The sequence below is a fragment of the Motilimonas sp. E26 genome, from assembly GCF_021278025.1.
GTDB lineage: Bacteria > Pseudomonadota > Gammaproteobacteria > Enterobacterales > CBDFNC01 > Motilimonas.
The window spans coordinates 20,326-43,831 of record NZ_JAIBHJ010000008.1; the positions used below are offsets into that span (position 1 = coordinate 20,326).

Sequence of the window (23,506 nt, forward strand, 5' to 3'; positions counted from 1 at the left end):
CAAAAGCTTAGAGCAATTAAAGAAGCGCCGCCACTGATAAGTGGCGGTGTAAATTAGATAACTTAGGCAACAGCTGGCACAACACGATCACTGCGTTTTAACATGGCATAACCTAAACCTGTCACTAAGGTGCCCGCTGCTATCGCGACCAAGTATAATAAGGCTGGACTAATTGCACCTGGGATCAACAACACAAACAAACCACCATGAGGCGCCATTAATTTTGCGCCAAACAACATAGATAACGCCCCCGTTAATGCGCCACCAGCCATGCAACAAGGGATCACCCGCATTGGATCTTTAGCTGCAAACGGAATCGCCCCCTCAGAGATAAAGCACAAGCCCAAAACAAAAGAAGCTTTACCGGCTTGTAGTTCGTTATCAACAAATTTCGATCTCGCTATAAAAGTGGCTAAGCCCATGCCAAGTGCAGGGACCATGCCCGCCGCCATAATCGCAGCCATCGGTAAATAAGTTTGCGAAGCCAATAAGCCGACACCAAAGGTATAAGCCGCTTTATTAACGGGTCCACCTAAGTCAAAGCACATCATCGCCCCCAATAACACACCTAATAGAACGGCATTAGTTGAGCCCATATTATTCAAAAACTCAGTTAATCCCGACATCATGGCGGCAACAGGTCCACCGACCACATAAATCATTACTAAGCCAGTAACTAGCGTCGCTACTAAAGGAATAATTAAAATCGGTTTCAATGCTGCCATCGAATCTGGTAACGAAATTTTTTCCGCTAAAAATTTGGCACAATAACCCGCTAAAAAGCCAGCCACGATCCCGCCTAAAAAGCCGGCCCCAATACTGCTGGCCAACATGCCACCAATCAAACCTGGTGCCAAGCCTGGGCGATCAGCAATAGAAAAGGCAATAAAGCCAGCCAAAACGGGGATCATTAACGCAAACGCCGAACCACCACCGATAGTCATTAACGCTGCGGCCAATGTCCCTTCTTCTTTGAATGCCTCAATGCCAAACACAAACGAAAGAGCAATCAGTAACCCCCCCGCAACCACCAGCGGCAGCATGTGTGATACACCTGTCATTAAATGCTTATAAACACTGGACTTTTCATTATTACTGTTATTTTGAGAAGAGCTAGCGCCAGCTTGATGTTGGTATACATCAGCTGTAAAAGCTTTTTTAATTTCTTGCTCGGTTTTTTTCAACGCCAGACCAGTGCTGGTCTTAAATAGTTTTTTACCTTGGAATCGAGCCAAGTCCACTTCAATGTCGGCAGCAATAATCACGAAATCAGCTTGGGCAATATCGTCTTCTGTCAGTTGATTTTTTGCCCCCACCGAGCCGCGGGTTTCAACTTTAATCTGATGACCTTGCTTTTGGCCTTCAGCAAGTAAGGCCTCTGCCGCCATAAAAGTGTGAGCGACGCCTGTAGGACAAGCCGTGATCGCAACAATACGAGCCTGATTATTCATCGATGTCTTTGCTGTGTCGTTGTTTGACACCACAATTTGCGATTGTGCTAGCGGCTTGGCTTGCTCTTTTGCAAGGGCTAAGTAAGCGTTGGGATCTTCAAAACAAGCCTCAACACTGGATTGATAAACATTTTTACCAACGAAACGAGTTAAATCGAGCTCAACGCTCGCCGCAACAATCACTAAATCAGCTGCCGCTATCTGTGCTTGAGTAAGCGGAGCAACCTCACTGACTTGGCTATGGCACTCTACACTGACTGACCAATTAAGAGTTTTGGCAGCTTGCTCTAACAGTCCTGCCGCGATAAAGCTGTTGGCGATACCATTATGGCAAGCGGTAATAATTACAATATTCATATTCATTATCCTTCTATGACCAGATCCATCGGATCAACCAATTTAACTTGTTCTAGTAATGGCATTAATTGTGATAAATCATCAATCCCAACCCCCACTTGACTAACGGCGAGCGCGGCTAACGCAGTAGAAAAAGATAAGGTTTGCGATTTTGGCCAGGCATTTAGCTCACCCCAGCATAGCCCGGCAACTAAGGTATCGCCTGCTCCCACAGTGCTGACTAGCTCAACCTTAGGCGGTAATGCGGCTAAGCAGCCTTTTTCATCAAACCACAATAGGCCTTGCTCACCGAGAGACACCACCACATTGCGACAGCCTTGTTGCTGCAAAGCTTGACCCGCTTCAGACAAACTGGCTATATCGATTAAAGGGAGTTGAGTGAGCTCTCGTAACTCAGTCTCATTCGGTTTGACTAAAAAGGGTTGGGCTTGGATCCCTTGTGCAAGAGCTTGCTGACTACTATCGAAAAATACTTTACAGCCTAATTGGTTTAATCGAGCCACTAAGCAGCCACACTGACTTGGCGAAACCCCTTGAGGTAGACTGCCTGAAATGACAAAAATCCGATGGCTGTCAGTCAGCTTGATCAGTTTCGCGACTAATGCTGCAAACGCGACATCATCAATTTGCACACCAGGAAAGTTAACATCGCTTACCTGACCATCTTGCTCAACCAGCTTTACGTTGATTCGAGTTGCACCTGGTACTCGAATAAACGCATCTTCAATCCCACTGCGTAGAAACAAGTCAGCGAAAGGGGCATCATTTTCTTTCCCCAAAAAGCCAGTCACTGTAACTTGCGCACCTAGCTCAGCCAACACCTTAGCCACATTAACGCCTTTGCCAGCAGGGTGAAGCGTGGCTTGCTTAACTAAATTGACTTGGCCAAGTTTTAGCTCTGCAAGTGAGCCGGTTAAATCCAGAGCCGGGTTCAAAGTAACAGTTACAACAGATAAATTAGTGTTCATGCATGCTCTCCCCTAACCCTTGCTCGATGGCTTCACCTAACGCAGCCAGTGCTGCTTCAGCATCATCACCGTCAGCGGTAAAAGTTAAACGATGACCGCACTTAACCCCTAACGTCATTAGCTTCATTAAACTTTTGGCGTTTGCACTTTTACCTTCACTATCCAGATTAGTAATTTGGATGGTGGCATTAAATTTTTTCGCCACGCTTACTAGCAGCGCCCCCGGACGAGCATGTAAACCATGTGGGTTCTTAACGGTAAAGGTTTCACTGATACCTTTAGCTGGTGCTTGAGTAAGCAATTGAATAATTTCTGATTCTGAGCCATTCAGCAGTGACTCTAGGGAGCGCGAGGCGATTAAATTAATTAACAAAGATAAATTGTTAGCATGTAAATCATTGCAACTGGCAATACAAAGTAAACCTAACAAAGGCTTTTCAGCTTCGATTAAGGGTGCCTGCGGTGTAACAAATGATATCGCCGTTTCAGCCACGCCAGCCTTAGCACTGCTCAGCCATAACCCCTGTCCTAAATAAGTAGGCTCGTTAGTGATGACCTCTGCAACAAAAGCTTTATCCACATAGTGTTTGTTCTTGAGTAAACCGGCAGCGACTGCGCTAAGCTGCAATAAATCCGCAGCGTTAAATTTTAGCTTAATCAGATCTACTTCAACATGGGTTTGCAATTGTTGCTGCCCACTTAACAACTGAACCAGCGCACTCTCATCTTTAGCTTGTTGTAATGCAGCCTCAACACCATCAGCGCTTAACACCTTAGTGAGCTGTTTTAAGATCGCCAGATGCTGATCAGACTGAGCAGCAATACCGATGGCTAAGTAGACTGTATTGCCATCTCCCCAGTCAACACCATCAGGAAAGTGATGAAGTAAAACGCCCGTTTGCTTAACCTGGTCGCGGGTATCTGTCGTGCCATGCGGGATCGCAATACCACTACCCAAAAATGTCGAGCTTTGTCGCTCACGCGCTAGCATGCCTTCAATGTAACCCTCAGCGACATAGCCCTGCGCTATGAGTCCTTTTGCTATGGCCGTGATCGCTTGCTGTTTATTGTCAGCTTGCTGCGCCATCACTATGTCTTTTTGGCGAATAGATAGCATTGTCCACCTACCTTGTCGTATTTGCTGATAAAGGTGAAACGATTCAGCAAATAGGGAAAAAATAATTCAGCTGGTATTATTTTACCATCAGCTGAATCGGTTCAGTTGACATACTGAAACGATTCAGCGACAATTGCAACCACTTTTTATTATAGAATCAAAAAACATGTTTATTTTTTTGATTCCCGTTGGGATGTGTTCATGATGAAGTTAGAGCAAATCGCAAAATTAGCGGGTGTATCACGTACTACCGCCAGTTATGTCATTAATGGCAAAGCACAGCAGTATAGGATCAGCGAAAAAACCCAACAAAAAGTCATGGCTGTCGTTAATCAACATAACTACACACCTAACTACGCAGCTAGCTCACTACGAGCAGGGAATAGCCGTACGTTTGGGCTCATTATTCCTGACCTAGAAAATGCCAGCTATGCCAAGCTAGCCAAGTTACTTGAACGAGATGCACGAAAGCTTGGTTACCAGCTTATTATTTCGTGCTCAGATGATGATATCGAAACAGAAATACAGGTGGCAGAAAACCTACTAAGTCGACGTATTGATGTGCTCTTAGTCGCCAGTTCACTGCCTGCGGAGCATCCCTTCTACCGTCAAGCTCTCAACAAAGGAATTCCCATCGTTGCCTTAGACAGAGCCATGGATGACGAGGTATTTGCCAGTGTAATTAGTGAAGACTTAGAAGGCGCGTTATCCCTTTGTCAGACCTTACTAACACCCCATACTCGCTCAATCGGCTTAATTGGTGCCGTGCCTGAACTAGTCGTATCAAAAGAGCGACAACAGGGTTTTGATAGTGCCATTAAGCAATGCCCACAAAAGATTAAGGTGCAATATTCCTATGGCGATCATTTTAGCATTGAACAGGGCAAATTATTAATGCAAACATGGATCGATCAACAGCAAATCCCCGATGCAATATTAGTCACCTCTTATACCCTGTTTGAAGGCGTGCTGGATTGCGTGTCTGCCTACCCAGAAATATTGGCAAACACTCGCTTTGCGACCTTCGGCGATCATCGATTATTAGATTTTCTGCCAATGAAAATTCAGTCCTTACCATTACAGTTAGAAATAATTGCCGAAAAAGCGCTTTGTTTAGCGATGCAGGCCAGTAAAAGCGATTATCAAGTAGGTATTGAAATTGTCCCTCGGCGGTTGATTACGCGGGGGTAAACCCCAAACAAGCTAAACTAAACGCTTGATTACACGAAATTAAGTTTCTGACAAGTTTTGTCCTTGGTAGAAGCAATATGCGGATTGCTGCTGCGGTTTAGCACTATACATAGCTTGATCTGCTGCTTTAAGTAGTTCAGTAAACTGCTTGCCGTCATAGGGAAAAATACTGATGCCAATGCTGCAGCCGACAGCCAGTGGTTGCCCTAAATACTCAATCGGTTGCGTCAGTGCTTCCATGATACCTTGAGCTTTATTTCCAACTTCTTCTTTCTTAGATATCAAATCCAACCAAACCACAAATTCATCACCACCGAGTCTGCCAAGTAAGTCAGACTCCCTAATCAGTCCTTTCAATCGTTCAGCGGTCACCGTCAATATAAAGTCGCCAACATCATGGCCGTGGGTATCATTAATTTCTTTAAATTTATCGAGATCGATAAATAGCATCCCTGCCATTGAATCGGTGCGACGATCCCGTGCTAACGCAATCTTAACTTGGTTTTCAAATGCTCTGCGATTGTAAAGTCCAGTGAGATCATCATGCTCCGCTAAAAAACGTAATCTCATGTGTTGAGATCTAAGCTGGCTAGTTTGCTGCTCAACCTCATATTGTAGTAAGTCTCGTTTTATCGTGGTTTTTTCTAATGAACCTTTCATTTGATTGAAATATTCAGCCAACTGAGTAAATTCATCTTTTTGGCTTGGGCACAAGCGACTACTTAAATCCCCTTTTGCTAAATCGTTCATACCATGATGCAGCATAGTAAAGCCCACTTTGAATCGTCTTAATGTAGCGTATGCAAATACCGCTAGAACGATAGCTATTATTAACAATGTAATGCCATTCAAATAAAGTAACTGCAAGGTGACCCGCTGCGCCTCATTAATGGCTTGTTGGTGTAAACGGTACAAATCTTCAGTCATCCCTTGAATGGTCATATTAAATCTAGCTTGAAGCATACTTTTAGCATGAGGTTGCTCTAGTGATCGCCCCAACCGAGAGCTTGCCACGTTCATTTCTAATAACGCTCCTATAGTGGCATTCATTCGTTGTAAATTAAGTAACTCCAATGGCTGTAAATCTGACTGGATATGAGTTAGTACTAGCTTTTCAGCTAGCGCTTGCTGGGTACGTTGCGCCTGCTCAAAACCAGATTGATCTTCGTATTCATGAAACTGCCAAAGGTGGCTACGCAAAATATCTAGATTTAACTGTAACTGCATAATATGTTGCAGCTCTTTATTTACTTCAGTTTGATGTGAATGGAGTCGAAACAAAGAAAAAATGACAGCAAAAATCAAACCCATAGAGAGTAGGGATAAAATTAATAAACGCCGAGAGATGATTAAATTCACTTGTGCTCCAATGGCTCATCTAATAACGCTAATGACTTGCCGTCTAAAAACATAGCACGAAAATTTGGCACTTCAGCGCCCGTAATTAGTTGCCGATCTAGTGCCCAGCGAGCTTGAGTATGAAGATTTGATAGCAGAGAATTGCCTAAAGACAAACGAAATAAATAGTCTTGCCAAGACCAATTTAACTGACGAAAAGAAATACCTAATGTTTCACTGACGAGCGTTTGGCTTTGCTTAGGATGCGTGATGAGATAAAGGTTCGCCTGCTCAAGCGCCGCTAGAATGCCTGAGATTGCTTCTGGCTTTCTATGCTTACCAGCTAAACCAATGAGATTAAAAGATAAGTTATAAACGCCACGACTTGGCAGCTGCTCAACTTGCTCTGGCACCGTATTGGTAAGCTCATAACCATACGGCTCCCACACCGCAATGGCATCCACCTCAGTCAGTAGCAACGCCTCCACTAACTGGGTTGGTTTATAATAAACACGCTCCACCGAACTCGAATCGATACCGTTTAAAATGAGTAAGCTATCAAGAAAAAATTCACTAGCACTGGCTTTAACTACCCCCACTTTTTGACCTTCAAGTGAGGTTAAATTTACAATCCCTCCCCCCTTTAAAGTAAGCAGTTTTACATCATTGTCTGATTCAACAAATGAAGAAATCAGCCTAAGTTCAGGCTGAGTGAAGCTATTAAACATAAATACCGTTTCGGATGCTGTCGCAAAGTCTACTTCGTGATTAAGTAACATTTCCATGCATTTATGACCGCCAAAACAGGGCACTAAAACGACCGCTAAATCTTGTTGTGAAAATAAACGCTTACTCTGTGCAATAAAAAAAGGTGAAGAAAGCGGCGTTTGTGAAACAGCAATACGAATAATTGGCGCATTAGAAGGTTCACGAAGCGAATCAGAGCCAATAGCACGCCCATCAACCAACCACCACAATAGCGCTGTAAGCAAAACGATTCCCAACAATGTTGTGGCGACTTTTATCATCCGTAAATTCTGTCTTGATTCATCAATAAACTAGAGTGTAGTCAGAATTCCCTTTATGTTCCCCTTGATAGAACTATTAATTGAAATTATCAACCACAAGTTCTATGTCAACGCACATTCTCTGCCTCGACCTTGTTCATAAATGCACCAACAACAAACCGTCACACAGATCACAGAGTAAAGATAGTTTAATCACTAAAGGCCGATTCATGATTCAAGTTATGTTGATTTCAACTAACTTTATTTTGTTTTCTTTGATTCTGAGAGCCCCGATAAAAAAACTTTAATCAATTGTTTTGAAATAAGAAAAATTCATCAATTTCGTTCATTTCAGAAACAGTTTTTGATCAAGATCATCTCTTAGCGCAAGGAAGAGAGGATCATCAACAAATATAAAGTAATCACTCCTTAGGAGGTCAATGTGGAAATCATAAAAACGGACGTTGCAATTATTGGTGCAGGAGGAGGTGGTTTACGCGCCGCCATTGCCGCGGCAGAAGCGAATCCAGAATTAGAAATTGCTTTGATTTCTAAAGTTTACCCAATGCGCAGCCATACTGTCGCCGCCGAAGGAGGGGCCGCAGGCGTAGTTCAAGAGCACGATTCTCTCGACAACCACTTTAACGATACCGTCTCTGGCGGCGATTGGCTTTGTGATCAAGATACTGTCGAATACTTTGTCGAAAATGCCACTCGACAGCTTACTCAGCTAGAGCATTGGGGTTGTCCCTGGAGTCGTAAGGAAGATGGTAAAATCAATGTTCGTGCCTTTGGCGGAATGAAAATTGAGCGCACTTGGTTTGCTGCCGACAAGTCTGGCTTCCACATGCTTCACACCTTATTTCAAACTTCAATAAAGTATCCCTCAATCAAGCGATTTGATGAGCATTTTTGTCTCGATTTATTAGTATTTGATGGCAAGGTACAAGGGGCTGTACTACTTGATATTGCAGAAGGGATTACCCGTGTGATCCATGCTAAAACCGTGATTGTTGCCACCGGCGGTGCAGGCCGCGTTTACACATATAACACCAATGGTGGCATAGTTACGGGTGATGGCATGAGCATGTGTTACCGTCACGGCGTCCCACTACGTGATATGGAGTTTGTGCAGTATCATCCTACCGGATTACCTGGCTCAGGCATTTTAATGACGGAAGGCTGCCGCGGCGAAGGCGGCATTTTGGTCAATAAAGACGGCTATCGCTACTTACAAGATTACGGCTTAGGGCCGGAAATACCCGTAGGTAAAACTAAGAATAAACACATGGAGCTTGGCCCGCGCGATCGCCTTAGCCAATGCTTTTGGCAAGAACAGCAACAAGGCCGTGTTATATCAACTAAGCGTGGCGATGTCGTTCACCTTGATTTACGCCATCTTGGCGAAGAAAAAATTAACGAACGCTTACCTTTCATCCGTGAATTAGCAAAAGCCTATGTCGGTGTTGATCCTGTTCATGAGCCCATTCCTGTTCGTCCTACTGTGCATTACACCATGGGCGGTATTGAAACCGATGCTAAAACTGCAACCCGCTTACCGGGCTTATATGCTGTTGGTGAATGCGCCTCCAGCGGCTTACATGGTGCCAATCGTTTGGGCTCAAACTCATTAACAGAACTGGTTGTGTTTGGTGAAGTCGCAGGCCAACAGGCCGCTAAATTCGCGCAAGAAAATAAGCACAGTGCAATAGCTAAAGTGCGGGATGCGGCAAAAGCAGTTATTGATAAAGCAGAAGCCTTATTACACAGCGAGGGGACTGAGAGCATAGCCAATATCCGTCGAGAAATGGGCGATTGCATGGAGGCGGGTGTCGGTATTTATCGCACTGAAACATCGATGCAACAAGCAATAGACAAATTAGCGGAACTAAAACAGCGGTATAAAAACATTAAGATCAGCGACAAGTCTAGTGTCTTTAATACCGAGCTGTTATACGCCATTGAGCTAGGCTACCTACTTGATACTGCTGAAGCTATGGCTCATAGCGCTATTTTACGCAAAGAATCCCGTGGCTCTCATCAACGTATTGACGGTTATGAAAAACGCGATGATGAAAACTATCTGACCCATTCACTGGCTTTTTATAACCCAGATAAAGCCCCCACTATTGACTATGCCAGTGTCACCATCACAAAAAGCCAACCAGCTGAGCGAGTTTATGGCGCCGCCTCAGACGCGCAAGATGCAGCTAAAGCAGCAGAGGTGAAGCATGACTAACCCAATAATCGAAATTGACATTTTACGTTATCGGCCAGAGCAAGATACGACGCCGTTTATCCAAACTTATAGCATTCCATACGACGAAGAAATGTCGATCTTGGAAGCCTTGCAATATATTAAAGATGAACTTGATGGCAGCATTAGCTTTCGCTGGTCTTGTCGGATGGCAATTTGCGGTAGCTGCGGCATGATGATCGATGGCGTACCTAAGCTGGGTTGTAAAGCTTTTTTACGTGACTATTACCCTAATAAAATCAAACTTGAACCACTGGCCAACTTTCCCATTGAGCGGGATTTAGTCGTGGTGATGGATGATTTTATTAAAAAACTTGAAAGTATTAAGCCATATATCATTCCAGCCCAAGAAAAATCCATTGATGATGGTGAATACATTCAAACCCCAGAGCAGATGGCTAAATATAAGCAGTTTTCCATGTGTATTAACTGCGGATTATGTTACTCGGCTTGCCCACAGTATGCCCTTAACACTGAATTCACGGGGCCAGCGGCGTTAGCTTTATTGGCACGTTACAACCGTGATTCACGCGATGCCGGCAGCGCCCAGCGCATGGAAATAGTGAATGCGGAAGAAGGCGTTTGGGGTTGTACCTTTGTTGGTTACTGCTCGCAAGTGTGTCCAAAAGGTGTCGATCCGGCGGCCGCCATCCAGCTATTTAAAGTCGAAAGTGCCAAAGATTACCTGATTGGTATGTTTAAACCAGATTAAAGGGTGGTGACATGAAGCGCACTTCAAACAAACGTAAACCCTATCAGCGCGAGTTAGCCGTTGTTAGTTCGGTTAGTATGCTTAGAGCAAAGAGCACTGTATATGGGTAATACAATGAGTAAAAGTAAACCCTATCAGCGTGAGTTAGCCGTTGTTAGTTCGTTAGTATGCTTAGAGCAAGGAGCACTGTATATGGGTAATACAATGAGTAAAAGTAAACCCTATCAGCGTGAGTTAGCCGCTGTTAGTTCGGTTAGTCCGTCTCAACTAAGGAATACAGTATATGAATAATCCAGCAAGTAAACGTAAACCCTATCAGCGTGAACTGCCCGTGGATTGGTGGTTGAAACATGCTTTCTATACTAAATATATGATTCGTGAAGGAACCAGTATCGCCATCACTATTTACAGCTGTATCTTGGCATGGGGTTTATTACGACTATCCCAAGGGCCTGAGGCTTGGCAAGGATGGCTTAATGCTCTACAGCACCCTATTGCCGTCCTGTTTCATATTCTCGCTTTAGCATTCGCTCTATATCACACGGTAACTTGGTTTGATTTAGCTCCAAAAGCCGCCGATATTTGGCTCAAAGGAAAGAAGCTAGATGATAAATTCATCGTCATCGGCCATTACGTAGGCTTTGTCTTAGCAACCTTGGCCGCTCTGATAATTATTACGCTATAGGAGGCGTTATGAGTCATACCGATTCAACTAAATTAAAGCGCTCTCACGAGCCCGTATTTTGGGGATTATTTGGCGCTGGTGGCATGCTCACCGCCTTTTTAACGCCAGTAATGATACTAATTACCGGTATTTTAGTGCCATTGGCTATTATTAGCCCAAAAGCACTTAACTATGAGCGTGTACATGGTTTTGCTACCTCTTGGTACGGTGCGGCTATTTTATTGGTACTGATCGCACTACCACTCTGGCATACCTTACATCGTATTTTTCACGGCTTACACGATATTGGTGTTAAACGGGGGCGAGATTGGCAACAAGTGATCTGTTATGGCGCCGCTTTTGCTATCTCAGTTTTTGTCTTTACCTTGCTACTTCAGATGCTTTAATTAACACAAAGCTCAATTACCTCCTTTTACACAGTAAAGTCCAAGGCTTTGGGCTTTACTGCCGTACTTATCATGTCAAAAATAAACTATAACCAACTGTTTAAAATATAGTTTTCAAACATTAATTTAATTTAATCTCTATAGGTAAGTTTTTTTGCGCTAAAAACTAAGCAACTTTGTTTTTAGGGTATATGCTATTGAGAGTGGCCAATAAGTAGTAATGAAATTATGAATGATTCTCAAGCTAATGTTTTTACTTTTAACGTTAAGGCAGACACTGGGCAGGATCCCCTTGCACAACCGCATTCTCAAATGACTAAACGCTTAAGTGCGCTATATGAAATCTCTGAACTTGGTAAAACTGTGTTGCCATTAAATCAGGTTTTTCACGCTTTCCATCAAGCCCTAAAAAAAGCCCTTTATGCCGATAACATGTTATTAGCACTGTATAATTCTGAACGTAGTCATATCCATATACCCTATTTCGTTGATCAGGCTGACGAAAATAGCGAATTTACCGGTTTGATACCCGCGAGAGAGTTTATTGAATCGACCTTGGTTGGCTATATTTTTCGCCGCAAGCAAGCTTTTCTAGCGGATAGTGAAAAACTACAAAGACTGAAAGAATCCGGTGCTATCACCTTTCGAGGCACGCAAAGCGAGAGCTGGCTAGGTTTGCCTTTAGTATTTCAAGATGAATTACTAGGTGTGTTAGTGCTACAGAGTTACGACCCTGCAAAACTATATAAAAATGAGGATTTAGAATTTTTAAACTACGCAGGTAATCAGCTGTCAGCGGTCCTAGGCTATCAATTGGCACAAACATCACACAACGCTTATGTTGAGCAGCTTGAAGATCTAATTGATTGGCAAATAGATGAAATAAAACATATAAGCAAAAAAGCGGTGAAATTAGAAGCCTTTCAAAAGGCAGAAACGAGCCCGAGAGCAATGAAGGAAAAAGTAACGCATTAACGCTCGCCATAAAGCAATCAATAGGCAATAAAAAAAGCGGAAAACATTCCGCTTTTTTGTTGTCGCCAAGAAATTACTTAACACGACCTACATATTCAGCTGAACGTGTATCAACTTTAATCACTTCACCAATCTGAATGAATAAAGGAACACGCACCACTGCGCCAGTAGCAAGTGTTGCAGGCTTACCACCCGTTCCAGCTGTATCGCCTTTTAGGCCAGGGTCGGTTTCGGTAACTTCAATCTCAACGAAGTTAGGTGGGGTCACCGCAATCGGGTTATCATTCCACGTGGTAATAGTGCAGATGTCTTGCTCTATTAACCATTTCCCTTGATCACCTACCGCTTTCGCATCTGCAGCGACTTGCTCAAACGTGTCATTGTTCATGAAATGCCAAAACTCACCATCGTTGTATAAGTAAGCTAGGTCATAATCCATCACGTCAGCCGCTTCAACTGACTCGCCTGATTTAAAGGTTTTTTCTAATACTTTACCTGACAGTAAACGACGGATACGAACACGGTTGAAGGCTTGGCCTTTACCCGGCTTTACAAATTCGTTTTCGATGATGGCACATGGCTCGTTATCGAGCATTATTTTTAGGCCGCTGCGAAAATCACTGGTACTATATGTTGCCATTTTTTCCTCTTAGCAAAATCGAGTTACGCAAATGCCGCAAATAATAACCCGAAATGACCTCCCTGTGCAGGGGCATTGGCAAAAAGAACTGGCAAATGCGATCAAAACCCCCTCTGAATTGATCAAAATCCTAAATTTGAACGAAAAGGATTTTATTGAGGGCTTTATTGCACGCCAATCTTTCCCAATGTTAGTGCCGATGCCCTTCGTCAAAAAAATGCAAGTGGGGGATAAACAGGATCCCCTCTTGCGGCAGGTACTGCCCCTTAAAGAAGAATTACTCGAGGTTGAAGGCTTTGGCCCCGATCCCCTTGAAGAACACAATACCGCAGTGCCTGGATTGCTGCATAAGTACAAGAGCAGGGTATTGTTTATTGTAAAAGGCGGCTGCGCTGTGAATTGCCGTTATTGCTTTCGTCGCCACTTTCCATACCAAGACAACAGCCCGAATAAAACTGAGTGGCACACTGCGATCGATTACATTCGCCAGCATACTGAAATTAATGAAGTCATACTCAGTGGCGGCGATCCCCTCATGGCCAAAGACGAGCATATTGATTGGTTGTTAACTCAGTTAGAGCAGATCCCACACCTTACTCGAGTTAGGTTACACACTCGCCTGCCCGTGGTTATTCCTAGCCGTTTAACCGATGCATTACTAAGCCGACTACAGCAAAGCCCTTTAAAGGCGGTCATGGTGTTACACATTAACCATGCTAACGAATTAGACCAAGAGCTAACCCGAATGCTACAGCGTACACGGCGTTATGGCATCACCTTGCTGAACCAAAGTGTGCTGTTAAAAGGCATCAATGACACTAGCGCCGACTTAATTAACTTAAGTGAAGCTTTATTCACCGCTGATGTGCTCCCTTATTACTTACACCAATTAGATAAAGTAGCTGGTGCGGCGCATTTTGAGGTGCATGAAGATAAAGCCAAGCAACTGGTAAAAATGATGTTAAATGAACTGCCAGGTTTTTTGGTACCGAAGTTAGTGCGAGAGGTAGCAGGGGAAAAAAGTAAAACGCCGTTAGATTTGTTTCATCCTTAATATAAGCACATTTCTTAGGAAAGTTTTATAAAAAACGCGCTAATAAAGCGCGTTTTTAATGAAGCCTGAATCCAACAGCATTAACTAAACCTGAATATTAATATTCTGACCAATCGAACTTGACGGATCCGGTTTGGGTGCTGAGCCTGATGACTCAGCGGTTGCTGACTGGATAAGCTGCAACGCCTGCTGCCCTTCGGCTTGCTGCTGCTTTTTACCAATGGCTGCCTGCCATGCTTCTTGGCCTAAACCAGAATTTCCTGATACTTGCATGTCGCCTCCCCATTACTATGCGAATTTGCTAGCTGATCTAAATAGTTACGGTTGTATATTAAAACCATTCAGTCAATTTAGATGCTCATTCAGCTTGTTGTAACTTAAGTATATACTAATGCCATTACTCACGGCTTAATATAGATTATGACACACGAACAAATTTTAAACAGTATAAAAGAGAATATTCAGCTAATTTATCGCCAATCCGTGGATGCGGACCAGTCTATCGAGGCACTTAAAGAGCAGGATAAAGCCAAGTTTACTGCAATATTTGGCGACAACACGCCATTTACCACGCGGTCTGCATTGTTTTTAGTACATGTAGAAGAGCTAGCAGCCGATTTATTGGCACTGCAACAAAGTCGCTCAGATGCTGAATTTGAACGAGACTTACCACGTTTAGTGAAAAAAATTGAGCTAATGTTCAAAACACTACAGGGCTTTAAGCAAGGCTTGCGAGGGTAAAGTGGATTGCGCCTTGTTACACAAGGCGCTAATAACCCTTATTTGTGATTGTTACCTATCATCTAAGGTAACCAGCATTTTTTCGAATAACTTCTCTATATTCTGGCTAGCTGTTTGGTCTAGCTTGATCCCTACCGACCATAAACCAGACTCTTCTTTTTGATTACAGACCACACCCAACAGCTTGAACAATTCACTCTTATTGGCATTCTCAACCATAATGGTCATTTGCTGCCCTTTAAAAGCCGCATTTTGTACAGGATCTACCAGCCTTACTCGACAGCCATGCACCGAAATATCGAGCAGTTGACCCGCCATCATTTGCGTACCACAACGTACCTTCGCTAACAACTTTGTTGCCATACGCCGTTCAGCTCGCAGTGGTTGCTGCTGTACTATTTTAGGGTAAGACGCCACCAGCATTTTAATAGGCCGAGTCACTGTGGGTAATATTTGACATTTAAAGGCCACCACAGAGCCAAGATCATCTTCCGCTAATACCCGTACGATTAATTCATATCCTTCTCTAAGCACATCATATTTATCTCCCCAACGACTAGGATCAGGGTATTGCAGTAACAAAAAATCACCCGCTTGAAAACCAATTAGTGGCAGCTTCATTTTTGAGCGAACGCCTGCTGGTGTTACCGCTTCAACATGGAGCATCATTCCGGGGCGAAGAAAAGCGAGATCATCAATTTGCGTCATGCCATGATTCCATCATATAAGGCTTAAAACTCTTTTAGCATGTCTCTTGAATATGCTTCGGTCTTGAGCTCAACATTGAATTGCTGTGCTAACTTATCAAGCTCATTGATTAGAGGACGTAAATCATCCAAGGTAATAGTATTGTCATCCAATTGCCAAAGCTGCTGTGAACCTTGATAGGAAAAATGCAGCGCCAACATCGCTTTATAATTCCCTTGCTGCGCCGCTTGTTGCACTTTACGTAAGCGTCGGTTAATTAAATTAAGCTCATGCTTTAAGTCCCAAACATACATGATTTCATGCATATAAGGATGGGTTCGAAAATGGCGAAGTAGTTGCAGAACGAGCCCCCCGCCTAACACAACCCCAATTAGATTTAGCATGAAGTGGGTTTCAGAGCCGTCGGAAAAAAAGTAAATTAACACAGTCGAAATAGACAAAGCTGATACGGTAAGCACCGCAATACACGCGAGGATCACCCGATTGAGTCGATGGCGATATTGAGCTTTATCGATATCCATTAATTTCATTATTCATTCCTTAGGTTTCAACGCCATCATTTTAAAGGGAGAGAGAGCAAGCAACAAGCTTAACCCACTACTAGATGCGCATCAGGTTCACCATCCTCACTTAAAACCAACTCATTCAATTTACAGCCCACTCACAATAATATGCCTAACATAACAACGCGGGAAACATTAGCTACGAATGCAGGCTTATTGAACCAACATCAGGGAAAATTAACGGGCTTTTTTGCGCAATTGATAATGAAAGGTTATGCTAGCGCCACTTTTTTTTGGAACCCTTTACCATTATGGCAATGCTGCACTATACCCCTCCTACCGACCCTTGGTTAGAAATTTTATTTCAAGATCGCGATATCATAGTGGTGAATAAGCCAAGTGGACTGTTATCTGTTCCTGGACGCGATCCTAATCATAGTGATAGCACTTGGCGCAGGGTACAAGAGCAGTTTCCTGACGCACAAATTGTACATCGTTTAGATATGGCAACATCAGGTGTGATGGTGTTAGCCATGCACAAAGAAGCTGAGCGAAACTTAAAAATGCAGTTTATGAACCGAGAAACAGAAAAGGTTTATTATGCGAGGGTTTGGGGACACCTAACAGAGAAGTCAGGCGAAGTTGATTTACCTTTAATTTGCGACTGGCCAAATCGGCCAAAACAAATTGTCTGCTACGAAAACGGTAAGGCATCTAAAACCTACTTTGAAGTTGAAAGCGAAGATCAGCACAGCAGCTTAGTCAAGTTGACACCAATCACCGGACGCACTCACCAACTTCGAGTACATATGCAAGCGATTGGCCACCCTATTTTAGGCGATTATTTTTACGCGACACCTGAAGCCTTAGACATGTCTGATCGGCTCTTGCTACATGCCACATGGCTTAAAATAAAACACCCAAGAACGCACCAAAGCATGGAGTTCAGCTGCGAACATGGGTTTTAAGATAAACCTTAAATTTAAGCCTTTATAAAATAACCTTAGCTGTGCGGCTGTGCCGCACGAAGAATAAGCTACAATGGCGTTTCAGGACTTAAATAGCGCTCCAAACTTCTTCGCCACTGCATTTTGAAAAATCCTTTGAAACCTTATCAGAAACACAAAAAATTCATATGTTGCTTCAGAACAAAGAAAGAAAATAAATAGCCATCGCGCTTTTTTGAGTTGTGTTTCAGATTAATACGACAAAGCTATTTCATTATTTTGTTAACTAATTTAAGTAATTAATTTCAGTTAAGCACTACGTTTTACCTGCTGAATAATAATTATATACTCCTGTTAGCAAACGCTTTTTCCGATATAATTTACTCTTGTGCTCTTATAGGTTCAGTTATGAAAATAATTAAGTGGCTATGCCAATCCGTGTTCATCTTCTGCAGCTTTCCCCTTTGGGCGCAGACAGAGCTCACCATACTAACCTCCCATGAACCTCCGATGAATTTTGAACAAGATGGCGAAATAAACGGCATTATCACCGATTATGTAAAGCTGTTAATGCAGCATGTGGATATCAAAAATGAAATTCAAATAGCCCCTTGGGCCAGAGTGCTTGAAGCAGGAATGCAGCAGCCGAATACATTAATTTTTAGTGCAGAGCGCAATGCGCAGCGAGAAGAACACTTCTATTGGATAGGTCCGGTAATGGCAAAACGTTGGTACTTTATCGCACGCAATGCAGCATCTTTTCCATATCAACAGCTGGAACAATACAAACATGTTGATAGCATTGGCGTACTACGCGCTGATAACCGCGAAACTTGGCTGAAAGCACAAGGTTTTACTAACTACTACCCCGTGAGTAATTTAGAACAGGCTTACAAAATGCTGATGTCTGAGCGCTTAGACTTAGTACTAACAGGCGATATCGAGCACGCTTATATGCTCTCCCATCACCCTGAATATCGCTCTTTAGTGACAGTATTTTATGTTAACACCGCCTACAGCTATCTGGCGCTATCCCATAACACACAAGCCACAGTCTTAACGCAATGGCGTGACGCTTTTGAGGAGCAAAAATTTAGCCCTGAATTACAACAGATTCAACAAAACTGGAGCAAAAAACTAGGGCAGGAATTACAACTAAACAACGGCATGTTTGAGTTCAGCAATTAAAACCGAAATAATGCATCGTAATATCCGCATTTTAAAGGTTAAAAAGAATGTTCAATTAATCTGTTGTAATAAGTTGTAGGTTAAAATGAACGCTGCTTTATACCGAGATCATGTCATCGCTCTCCAATCTTGCTACTCGCAGGCTAAATCTAACACTAACCAGCTAGCCAAGTTAGCTGCGTTACAAACTGCGCAACTGAGTGAGAAGATGTCTCAACAAGCTGAAATAGCTTGTACAAAAGGCTGTTCAACATGCTGTAATATAAGAGTTCTTGCTTTCCCACATGAAGTCATAGCGATATATTTTTACATCAAAACAGAGCTTAGTCGCGAGCAAAGTGAAGCCCTCATTACCCGAATAAAATCAACTGCAGCAATGCTCAAAAACATCACAACCGAGCAACATGACACAACCAATATCGAATGCCCCTTATTGTTCAATGACGCCTGTTCAGTTTACCCGGTAAGATCTCTTGCTTGCGCAGGCTACCATTCAACATCCCTCTCTCAATGCCAAAAATCTTACTCCGATCCGACAGACTTAACTGGCTTTATCCCCCAAGTCAGAGAGATTCAAATCGCGCAGGAGCGTTTGACTCAGGCGACTTATCAAGTACTGCATCACAATAAAGAGCCATTACACAAAGTAGAACTGATTAGTTCCTTAGGAAAGCTATTGGCGTCGCCAACTTTGATCAATAAATGGCGTAAAGGCAGAAAAGTTTTCACACCATAACATCAATAATACGGCCATTTTTCAAGTATGTAGTGTGTTGCTAGACAATCACCTGACTAAAGAGGGCTGACTGTAATCCAATTTTATCGTTCAAGCGTATAGTTTACTATGCCTAAACAACTTCGAAATGCAGATCAGGTAGGCAGATCCGAGAAACGATAAATCCGCCTCGTCTTGGTTATCAATTATTGTTTTAGTCATCAGTTGAGCCTAAAGTAAAACTGGAACAAAACACTTGCTCTCCCGAGTAGGATAAAATGAGATTACTTATTACACTATTTACCATCGGCTTACTTAGCGCCTGTGCCAACATCGAGCAGCAAAATTTTGCTACTGAGAATAATTGGTATCAAGTCGGTACGATAGACGGACAGCAGGGTCACCTAGAAAAATCATCTAATGACCTAAAAAGTTGGCTAGCTCAGGAGAGATCAATTTAGCTGACTATAAAAAGGCTACCAAGAAGGGCTGGATAGTTATTGTGAGTTATCCAATGCTTATATTCTTGGCGTGACAAGACAATATTATCAAGGTGTGTGTGAAGATCGGCCTAATGGTTGGAAATTTCGCGAAAATTGGATCAGTGGCAGGCATTCAACAGCGGCAGGTGTGAGGTAATTTTTCATTAATGAATAAAAAAGCCAGTTTAAACTGGCTTTTTGTTAAAATGAGTTGTCGTCACTCTCGGCATATTTCTTTTGGCGCCTTTTTTCGCGCTCTAGATTAGCTTGAATTTTTTCTTTCTTTTTACGTTTATGATCTGCAGCATCGTGAAATTCTGCATCGTCATAATCATCATCGTAATCGTCGTCGTTAATGAATGTTTTACCCATTACCTAAGGCTCCAATATCAATTGCAGGGCAATAAATAACGTTAGCCTGCAATGAAATAAAGTGAATATTTTTCATCCTGATGAAAAATATTTTTTAACCCAAAATGATTGGCCTTAATTAGCGCCTAAACCATTAATAAAAAATAACAAAAACTAATAATAATCAAACCATTAACATATCAATCCTGGCTCCAAAGTTGAGTTTTATTGGCATCAAATTCAAATTCTTTATTCAACCACCCTAGCACTTCTTGCGCCATCGGATGATTAAATTGGTCATATCGTGCTTTCAATGCGGTAACTTCTGCATCTGATAACTGCTTAAAGCCTCTATCGGCAAATGTCGCAACATCGTTAAGTAACTGCTGAGCTAACTCTGTTGGCGCTAATTCTGATAAAGCTTGGCGCAAAGCTAAATTAGGCTCATATTGATCTCCCTCTGCGTATAAACGCGGCAAGGTATGTAGGGCAACTTTAGATAATTGGGGCTGATTCATTGGGTTAACAAAATGCCCTCGGGTTAAGTCTGGCATACTGGCTAATCGGTCCTGAAAGGCACGCAAAAATAAATAGTGCCAATTTTTCATGTCATTAACTGGGTAGTTGTCCCAAATCACGGGTTTTCTACCTAATTGATCAGCAACTCGTATTAGATGCTCTGGCGGATACGATACCGACCACACGCTGGGGCCAGTCCAAAACACATCAAATTTTGCATCTAGTTGCTGGCCAAGATCTTCTAAATAGTCATCCGGTTTTGCACCAAAAATTCGTTCTAGAACAGGATCGTCAGAGTAGTAGGTTGGGCACATGATGATTTCCTGTGCCTGGCTCTGCTGGGCAATGAAATCACAAATTTCACCTTGATTAATAGCCAACTCAGGCACGTCACCACGCATATCATCAAATAAAATACACAGAATATCCGCACCGATAGCATTAATTTCGGCCATCTTGATAGTGAGCGCTTGACGCGTGTTTTGATTCCAGCGCTGGTAAACCTCATACGGGCTCAACGCAATACCAAATTTAAGCCCCGCTTGTTGATAACAAGTGGCAAGTTGCTTTAAGTGATTAAACTCCTGAACGGTCCAAGGTTTCTGCCACTCTTCGCGCAACTTTAGATCAAACTTAGGACCGTAAATATAAGCGCCGTAACCTTGCTCCAATAAAAAATCACTATATTGCTCACGCGTTTGCCAAGACCAAGGCTTACCATAAAAACCTTCGATCACGCCGAGGTTAAACCCTTGTTGCATTATCCTATCCCTCGCTATTCGTTTCCTTCAGCATAAAACAAAAACTAATGAAAAACTAAGGGGCTAGCTCACAGGTTACCCTTATTGATTGGCATGAACCTGAACTTACGCCTAAGTTAATAATCAAAAAACCAATAAAATTAACATTTATGCGAAAATTACTCGTCATCGCCTGCTCCCTTGCATTACTTGCTTGCCAATCCAGTAATAACGCCATAGAGATGCAGCAAGCCACAGATAATGATCTCAGCTCACCCCTCACTTGTTCAAAAATAGATATTCCTAGTCAATCAGACCAAACTATCTGCCGCGATGGTTATATCGTAGGCTTTAACTACCTAAATAGAGTTGCAGATTGGGTAAGTTACACCTTAACCCCTGAGCGTATCTCTGGCTTTGTAAGTATCGAATCCTTTAGTAGCGATGCTTCCTTGCCGGTTTCGGCACAGGTTACGCCCGCAGATTACATCGGATCAGGCTATGACCGTGGACACTTAGCCCCAGCCGCTTCAATGGACTTTACAGTTGCCTCTGCCAAGCAATCTTATTTAATGAGTAATATTGCTCCGCAACTGGCCGAATTTAACCGCCAAGGCTGGGCTGAACTAGAAGCTTGGGAGCGCCAATGTACTCAGCAAGTCGGCGCGCTAAAAGTTGTAACCGGCCCGTTATACAGCAAGCAAGACAATCAGTGGATGAATAACAAAGTGCGCATTCCCTCGGCCTACTTTAAAGCCTACTTAGCACCACAAGCAGCAAACACTAACATGGCATTTATTATCCCTCATCAGCGCTTTGATCTATCTGAAATTAACCAGTTTCAGGTCACTATGTATCAATTAGAGCAGCTATCTAATTTGTCCCTATTTCAACCATTCAATACCAATAAAAATACCCTGCTTAGCTTATGCCAACTAACCAACAAGACCGCACCTGATCATCAAGCTTTTAGCTGCCAAGATAAGTATTACTGCAACGAAATGACAAGCTGCCAAGAAGCGCAGTTTTACCTCAATAGCTGCGGCATTGATCGACTTGATAATGACAACGATGGCTTGGCCTGTGAGTCACTCTGCTTTTAAACAAGCGAGTAAACATTTGGAGCAGTTCACAATTGTATTATTTTTGTTCATTTAGGGCGGCATTCAAGGTTTCAGTTTGACCTAAATGTGCCAAACTGAAATCTGCTAACATATTGAGACATATAACAATGACAAACTTATCCTCTCCCCTTTGGCTCGGTAAGCAAGACCGCGAAGAAAGTGAGCTGGCAATTCGCTGGCACAACAAGGTGACTAAACTAGCTGTAGACGATACACCAGGCACCTGCTTAGTTGGCTTCCCTTGTGATCTAGGCGTTCGCAAAAGCAAAGGTCGCCATGGCGCAGCAAAAGGCCCAGAGGCGATACGCCGAGTCCTTGCCAATCTTGCTTGGCACTTAGACACCCCCGTTTACGATGCAGGCAATCTAGATTGTGAGTGGTTTGAACTAGCAAAAGCGCAGCAAGATTTGGGCATTATGGTGAACAATATCCTCAAACAAGGACACTTCCCCATCATTTTAGGAGGTGGACAAGAGCTTGCGTTTGGCGGCTATCAAGGACTAGAGCAACACCTTGATGCAGGACAAAAAATTGGCGTGATTAACTTCGATACCCATTTTGATATTCGCAGCGATCAAGATGGTGGCTCATCTGGTAGCCAATTTTTTCAAATAATGAAACGGGCTAACCAACAACAACGCCATTTGAGTTATCTTTGCTTAGGTGTGAGCAAAATAAGTAACAGCCAAGCTCTTTTTGCTCGTGCGAGAGAGTTTGGCGTGCAATACAAATACGATACCGATTTACATTGGAATAATATCGATACCATTAAAGCAGGGCTGCGTTCATTTATCAGTGAAGTGGATGCCATTTATGTTAGTATCGACTTAGCCGTGCTACCCGCCTACATAGCGCCTGGTGTCAGCGCTCCCGCAGCCTATGGCATGCCTTTAGAGTTACTTGAGCACCTGCTAATTACGATCAAGAAAAATGCCCGCAGTAAATTGAAACTGGCTGATATATGTGAATATAACCCAAATTTTGATCAAGATAACCGCACAGCAAATGTAGCGGCACGCTTAATTAGCCAACTCGCAAAATAAATAACCGCAAATGTAAAGATAGTGTCATATAGCCCACTTAATATAAGGAAGCTTAATTTAGACTTAGCGAACTTAGCTTATGTGGGTTGGAAAATTGGTTTCATATCCCAGACGGAATCTAGATTTCAGTGAAGGCGTAGTAATCAGTTATGATATCCGATCTGGATTAGTTTCAATCAGGGACTTCTCCGGTGAATGTTGGCGCGGCCAATTACACCTTATTTCATTGTTGTAATATCGTTCTGGAAAAACAATAAAGACTCCTTTCAAGCACAAACGGCACTGGTAGCAATCGCTATCGCTGCCG

The 23,506-nt window shown here is 42.9% G+C and carries 26 protein-coding genes; 15 read left to right on the forward strand and 11 right to left on the reverse strand.

Going from position 1 to position 23,506, the window contains the following annotated elements:
* Positions 1-62: 62 nt before the first annotated feature.
* The 3 genes from fruA to fruB are packed head-to-tail and all read right to left on the reverse strand — an operon-like array spanning position 63 to position 3,893.
* Positions 63-1,808 (reverse strand): PTS fructose transporter subunit IIBC, encoded by a 1,746-nt coding sequence (gene fruA, locus K1M91_RS08840; RefSeq protein ID WP_232801386.1) that lies wholly within the window; start codon positions 1,806-1,808, stop codon positions 63-65.
* A gap of 5 nt (positions 1,809-1,813) precedes the next feature.
* The gene (gene pfkB, locus K1M91_RS08845) at positions 1,814-2,776 is read right to left on the reverse strand and encodes a 1-phosphofructokinase (protein ID WP_232801387.1); all 963 of its coding nucleotides are present in this window, start codon (positions 2,774-2,776) and stop codon (positions 1,814-1,816) included.
* Complete coding sequence (gene fruB / locus K1M91_RS08850; protein WP_251073230.1) at positions 2,766-3,893, reverse strand: fused PTS fructose transporter subunit IIA/HPr protein; 1,128 nt, start codon at positions 3,891-3,893, stop codon at positions 2,766-2,768. Before fruB ends, pfkB begins: the two co-directional genes overlap by 11 nt.
* Positions 3,894-4,094: 201 nt before the next feature.
* On the opposite strand from fruB, the gene cra reads away from it, so the two are divergent.
* Positions 4,095-5,084, forward strand: coding sequence for a catabolite repressor/activator (gene cra / locus K1M91_RS08855; protein WP_232801388.1), 990 nt, complete (start codon positions 4,095-4,097; stop codon positions 5,082-5,084).
* A gap of 39 nt (positions 5,085-5,123) precedes the next feature.
* Here the strand turns inward: cra and K1M91_RS21520 are convergent, their stop codons facing one another.
* Positions 5,124-6,443, reverse strand: coding sequence for a diguanylate cyclase (locus K1M91_RS21520; protein ID WP_232801389.1), 1,320 nt, complete (start codon positions 6,441-6,443; stop codon positions 5,124-5,126).
* Positions 6,440-7,414 (reverse strand): ABC transporter substrate-binding protein, encoded by a 975-nt coding sequence (locus K1M91_RS08865; protein ID WP_232801390.1) that lies wholly within the window; start codon positions 7,412-7,414, stop codon positions 6,440-6,442. Before K1M91_RS08865 ends, K1M91_RS21520 begins: the two co-directional genes overlap by 4 nt.
* Positions 7,415-7,871: 457 nt before the next feature.
* Here K1M91_RS08865 and frdA point away from each other — a divergent pair, with 457 nt between their 5' ends.
* The 6 genes from frdA to K1M91_RS08895 all read left to right on the forward strand — a co-directional run bounded on the left by frdA (position 7,872) and on the right by K1M91_RS08895 (position 12,444).
* A complete protein-coding gene (gene frdA / locus K1M91_RS08870) occupies positions 7,872-9,668 on the forward strand; it encodes a fumarate reductase (quinol) flavoprotein subunit (RefSeq protein ID WP_232801391.1) in 1,797 nt (598 codons plus the stop codon).
* On the forward strand, positions 9,661-10,398 hold the full coding sequence (locus tag K1M91_RS08875) for a succinate dehydrogenase/fumarate reductase iron-sulfur subunit (protein ID WP_232801392.1): 738 nt from the start codon (positions 9,661-9,663) through the stop codon (positions 10,396-10,398). Before frdA ends, K1M91_RS08875 begins: the two co-directional genes overlap by 8 nt.
* Positions 10,399-10,512: 114 nt before the next feature.
* A complete protein-coding gene (locus tag K1M91_RS08880) occupies positions 10,513-10,689 on the forward strand; it encodes a hypothetical protein (RefSeq protein ID WP_232801393.1) in 177 nt (58 codons plus the stop codon).
* A complete protein-coding gene (locus tag K1M91_RS08885) occupies positions 10,682-11,083 on the forward strand; it encodes a fumarate reductase subunit C (protein WP_232801394.1) in 402 nt (133 codons plus the stop codon). The genes K1M91_RS08880 and K1M91_RS08885 overlap by 8 nt, the downstream gene beginning before the upstream one ends.
* A gap of 8 nt (positions 11,084-11,091) precedes the next feature.
* A complete protein-coding gene (gene frdD / locus K1M91_RS08890) occupies positions 11,092-11,469 on the forward strand; it encodes a fumarate reductase subunit FrdD (RefSeq protein WP_232801395.1) in 378 nt (125 codons plus the stop codon).
* Positions 11,470-11,697: 228 nt separating this feature from the next.
* Positions 11,698-12,444, forward strand: coding sequence for a GAF domain-containing protein (locus tag K1M91_RS08895; protein WP_232801396.1), 747 nt, complete (start codon positions 11,698-11,700; stop codon positions 12,442-12,444).
* A 73-nt stretch (positions 12,445-12,517) separates the two neighbouring features.
* Here K1M91_RS08895 and efp read toward each other — a convergent pair whose 3' ends face one another.
* Positions 12,518-13,084, reverse strand: a complete 567-nt coding sequence (gene efp, locus K1M91_RS08900; RefSeq protein WP_232801397.1) for an elongation factor P — start codon at positions 13,082-13,084, stop codon at positions 12,518-12,520.
* Between the two features lie 31 nt (positions 13,085-13,115).
* Between efp and epmB the strand changes: the two genes are divergently transcribed.
* A complete protein-coding gene (epmB, locus tag K1M91_RS08905; protein ID WP_232801398.1) occupies positions 13,116-14,138 on the forward strand; it encodes an EF-P beta-lysylation protein EpmB in 1,023 nt (340 codons plus the stop codon).
* Positions 14,139-14,222: 84 nt separating this feature from the next.
* On the opposite strand, the gene K1M91_RS08910 is transcribed toward epmB, so the two are convergent.
* On the reverse strand, positions 14,223-14,411 hold the full coding sequence (locus K1M91_RS08910; RefSeq protein ID WP_232801399.1) for a hypothetical protein: 189 nt from the start codon (positions 14,409-14,411) through the stop codon (positions 14,223-14,225).
* 147 nt (positions 14,412-14,558) lie between these two features.
* Here K1M91_RS08910 and K1M91_RS08915 point away from each other — a divergent pair, with 147 nt between their 5' ends.
* Positions 14,559-14,879, forward strand: a complete 321-nt coding sequence (locus K1M91_RS08915) for a hypothetical protein (protein ID WP_232801400.1) — start codon at positions 14,559-14,561, stop codon at positions 14,877-14,879.
* A 51-nt stretch (positions 14,880-14,930) separates the two neighbouring features.
* On the opposite strand, the gene K1M91_RS08920 is transcribed toward K1M91_RS08915, so the two are convergent.
* Both K1M91_RS08920 and K1M91_RS08925 read right to left on the reverse strand, forming a co-directional pair.
* A complete protein-coding gene (locus K1M91_RS08920) occupies positions 14,931-15,587 on the reverse strand; it encodes a flagellar brake protein (protein ID WP_232801401.1) in 657 nt (218 codons plus the stop codon).
* 23 nt (positions 15,588-15,610) lie between these two features.
* Complete coding sequence (locus K1M91_RS08925) at positions 15,611-16,117, reverse strand: DUF3087 family protein (protein WP_232801402.1); 507 nt, start codon at positions 16,115-16,117, stop codon at positions 15,611-15,613.
* Positions 16,118-16,401: 284 nt separating this feature from the next.
* Between K1M91_RS08925 and rluA the strand changes: the two genes are divergently transcribed.
* The 4 genes from rluA (at position 16,402) to K1M91_RS08945 (ending at position 19,401) form a co-directional block, all read left to right on the forward strand.
* A complete protein-coding gene (rluA, locus tag K1M91_RS08930; protein ID WP_232801403.1) occupies positions 16,402-17,058 on the forward strand; it encodes a bifunctional tRNA pseudouridine(32) synthase/23S rRNA pseudouridine(746) synthase RluA in 657 nt (218 codons plus the stop codon).
* Positions 17,059-17,445: 387 nt separating this feature from the next.
* Complete coding sequence (locus tag K1M91_RS08935) at positions 17,446-18,225, forward strand: ABC transporter substrate-binding protein (protein WP_232801404.1); 780 nt, start codon at positions 17,446-17,448, stop codon at positions 18,223-18,225.
* A gap of 85 nt (positions 18,226-18,310) precedes the next feature.
* Entirely contained in the window at positions 18,311-18,961 is a 651-nt protein-coding gene (locus tag K1M91_RS08940) for a YkgJ family cysteine cluster protein (RefSeq protein WP_232801405.1), read from the forward strand.
* A 257-nt stretch (positions 18,962-19,218) separates the two neighbouring features.
* Positions 19,219-19,401 (forward strand): hypothetical protein, encoded by a 183-nt coding sequence (locus K1M91_RS08945; protein WP_232801406.1) that lies wholly within the window; start codon positions 19,219-19,221, stop codon positions 19,399-19,401.
* Positions 19,402-19,623: 222 nt separating this feature from the next.
* On the opposite strand, the gene K1M91_RS08950 is transcribed toward K1M91_RS08945, so the two are convergent.
* Together K1M91_RS08950 and K1M91_RS08955 are read right to left on the reverse strand one after the other, a co-directional pair.
* Complete coding sequence (locus K1M91_RS08950; protein ID WP_232801407.1) at positions 19,624-19,794, reverse strand: hypothetical protein; 171 nt, start codon at positions 19,792-19,794, stop codon at positions 19,624-19,626.
* 179 nt (positions 19,795-19,973) lie between these two features.
* Complete coding sequence (locus K1M91_RS08955) at positions 19,974-21,053, reverse strand: beta-N-acetylglucosaminidase domain-containing protein (protein WP_232801408.1); 1,080 nt, start codon at positions 21,051-21,053, stop codon at positions 19,974-19,976.
* A 149-nt stretch (positions 21,054-21,202) separates the two neighbouring features.
* Between K1M91_RS08955 and K1M91_RS08960 the strand changes: the two genes are divergently transcribed.
* A complete protein-coding gene (locus tag K1M91_RS08960) occupies positions 21,203-22,135 on the forward strand; it encodes a DNA/RNA non-specific endonuclease (protein ID WP_232801409.1) in 933 nt (310 codons plus the stop codon).
* A 128-nt stretch (positions 22,136-22,263) separates the two neighbouring features.
* Positions 22,264-23,199: a formimidoylglutamase gene (hutG, locus tag K1M91_RS08965; protein ID WP_232801410.1), complete on the forward strand. Its 936-nt coding sequence runs from the start codon at positions 22,264-22,266 to the stop codon at positions 23,197-23,199.
* Positions 23,200-23,506: the final 307 nt, after the last annotated feature.

Bases quoted from the DNA above. Each gene is read 5' to 3' on its own strand.
- fruA (WP_232801386.1), bottom strand. From the start codon at position 1,808: ATGAATATTGTAATTATTACCGCTTGCCATAATGGTATCGCCAACAGC.
- pfkB (WP_232801387.1), bottom strand. From the start codon at position 2,776: ATGAACACTAATTTATCTGTTGTAACTGTTACTTTGAACCCGGCTCTG.
- fruB (WP_251073230.1), bottom strand. From the start codon at position 3,893: ATGCTATCTATTCGCCAAAAAGACATAGTGATGGCGCAGCAAGCTGAC.
- cra (WP_232801388.1), top strand. From the start codon at position 4,095: ATGATGAAGTTAGAGCAAATCGCAAAATTAGCGGGTGTATCACGTACT.
- K1M91_RS08875 (WP_232801392.1), top strand. From the start codon at position 9,661: ATGACTAACCCAATAATCGAAATTGACATTTTACGTTATCGGCCAGAG.
- K1M91_RS08880 (WP_232801393.1), top strand. From the start codon at position 10,513: ATGAGTAAAAGTAAACCCTATCAGCGTGAGTTAGCCGTTGTTAGTTCG.
- K1M91_RS08885 (WP_232801394.1), top strand. From the start codon at position 10,682: ATGAATAATCCAGCAAGTAAACGTAAACCCTATCAGCGTGAACTGCCC.
- frdD (WP_232801395.1), top strand. From the start codon at position 11,092: ATGAGTCATACCGATTCAACTAAATTAAAGCGCTCTCACGAGCCCGTA.
- K1M91_RS08895 (WP_232801396.1), top strand. From the start codon at position 11,698: ATGAATGATTCTCAAGCTAATGTTTTTACTTTTAACGTTAAGGCAGAC.
- efp (WP_232801397.1), bottom strand. From the start codon at position 13,084: ATGGCAACATATAGTACCAGTGATTTTCGCAGCGGCCTAAAAATAATG.
- epmB (WP_232801398.1), top strand. From the start codon at position 13,116: ATGCCGCAAATAATAACCCGAAATGACCTCCCTGTGCAGGGGCATTGG.
- K1M91_RS08910 (WP_232801399.1), bottom strand. From the start codon at position 14,411: ATGCAAGTATCAGGAAATTCTGGTTTAGGCCAAGAAGCATGGCAGGCA.
- K1M91_RS08915 (WP_232801400.1), top strand. From the start codon at position 14,559: ATGACACACGAACAAATTTTAAACAGTATAAAAGAGAATATTCAGCTA.
- K1M91_RS08920 (WP_232801401.1), bottom strand. From the start codon at position 15,587: ATGACGCAAATTGATGATCTCGCTTTTCTTCGCCCCGGAATGATGCTC.
- K1M91_RS08925 (WP_232801402.1), bottom strand. From the start codon at position 16,117: ATGAAATTAATGGATATCGATAAAGCTCAATATCGCCATCGACTCAAT.
- rluA (WP_232801403.1), top strand. From the start codon at position 16,402: ATGGCAATGCTGCACTATACCCCTCCTACCGACCCTTGGTTAGAAATT.
- K1M91_RS08935 (WP_232801404.1), top strand. From the start codon at position 17,446: ATGAAAATAATTAAGTGGCTATGCCAATCCGTGTTCATCTTCTGCAGC.
- K1M91_RS08940 (WP_232801405.1), top strand. From the start codon at position 18,311: ATGAACGCTGCTTTATACCGAGATCATGTCATCGCTCTCCAATCTTGC.
- K1M91_RS08945 (WP_232801406.1), top strand. From the start codon at position 19,219: ATGAGATTACTTATTACACTATTTACCATCGGCTTACTTAGCGCCTGT.
- K1M91_RS08950 (WP_232801407.1), bottom strand. From the start codon at position 19,794: ATGGGTAAAACATTCATTAACGACGACGATTACGATGATGATTATGAC.
- K1M91_RS08955 (WP_232801408.1), bottom strand. From the start codon at position 21,053: ATGCAACAAGGGTTTAACCTCGGCGTGATCGAAGGTTTTTATGGTAAG.
- K1M91_RS08960 (WP_232801409.1), top strand. From the start codon at position 21,203: ATGCGAAAATTACTCGTCATCGCCTGCTCCCTTGCATTACTTGCTTGC.
- hutG (WP_232801410.1), top strand. From the start codon at position 22,264: ATGACAAACTTATCCTCTCCCCTTTGGCTCGGTAAGCAAGACCGCGAA.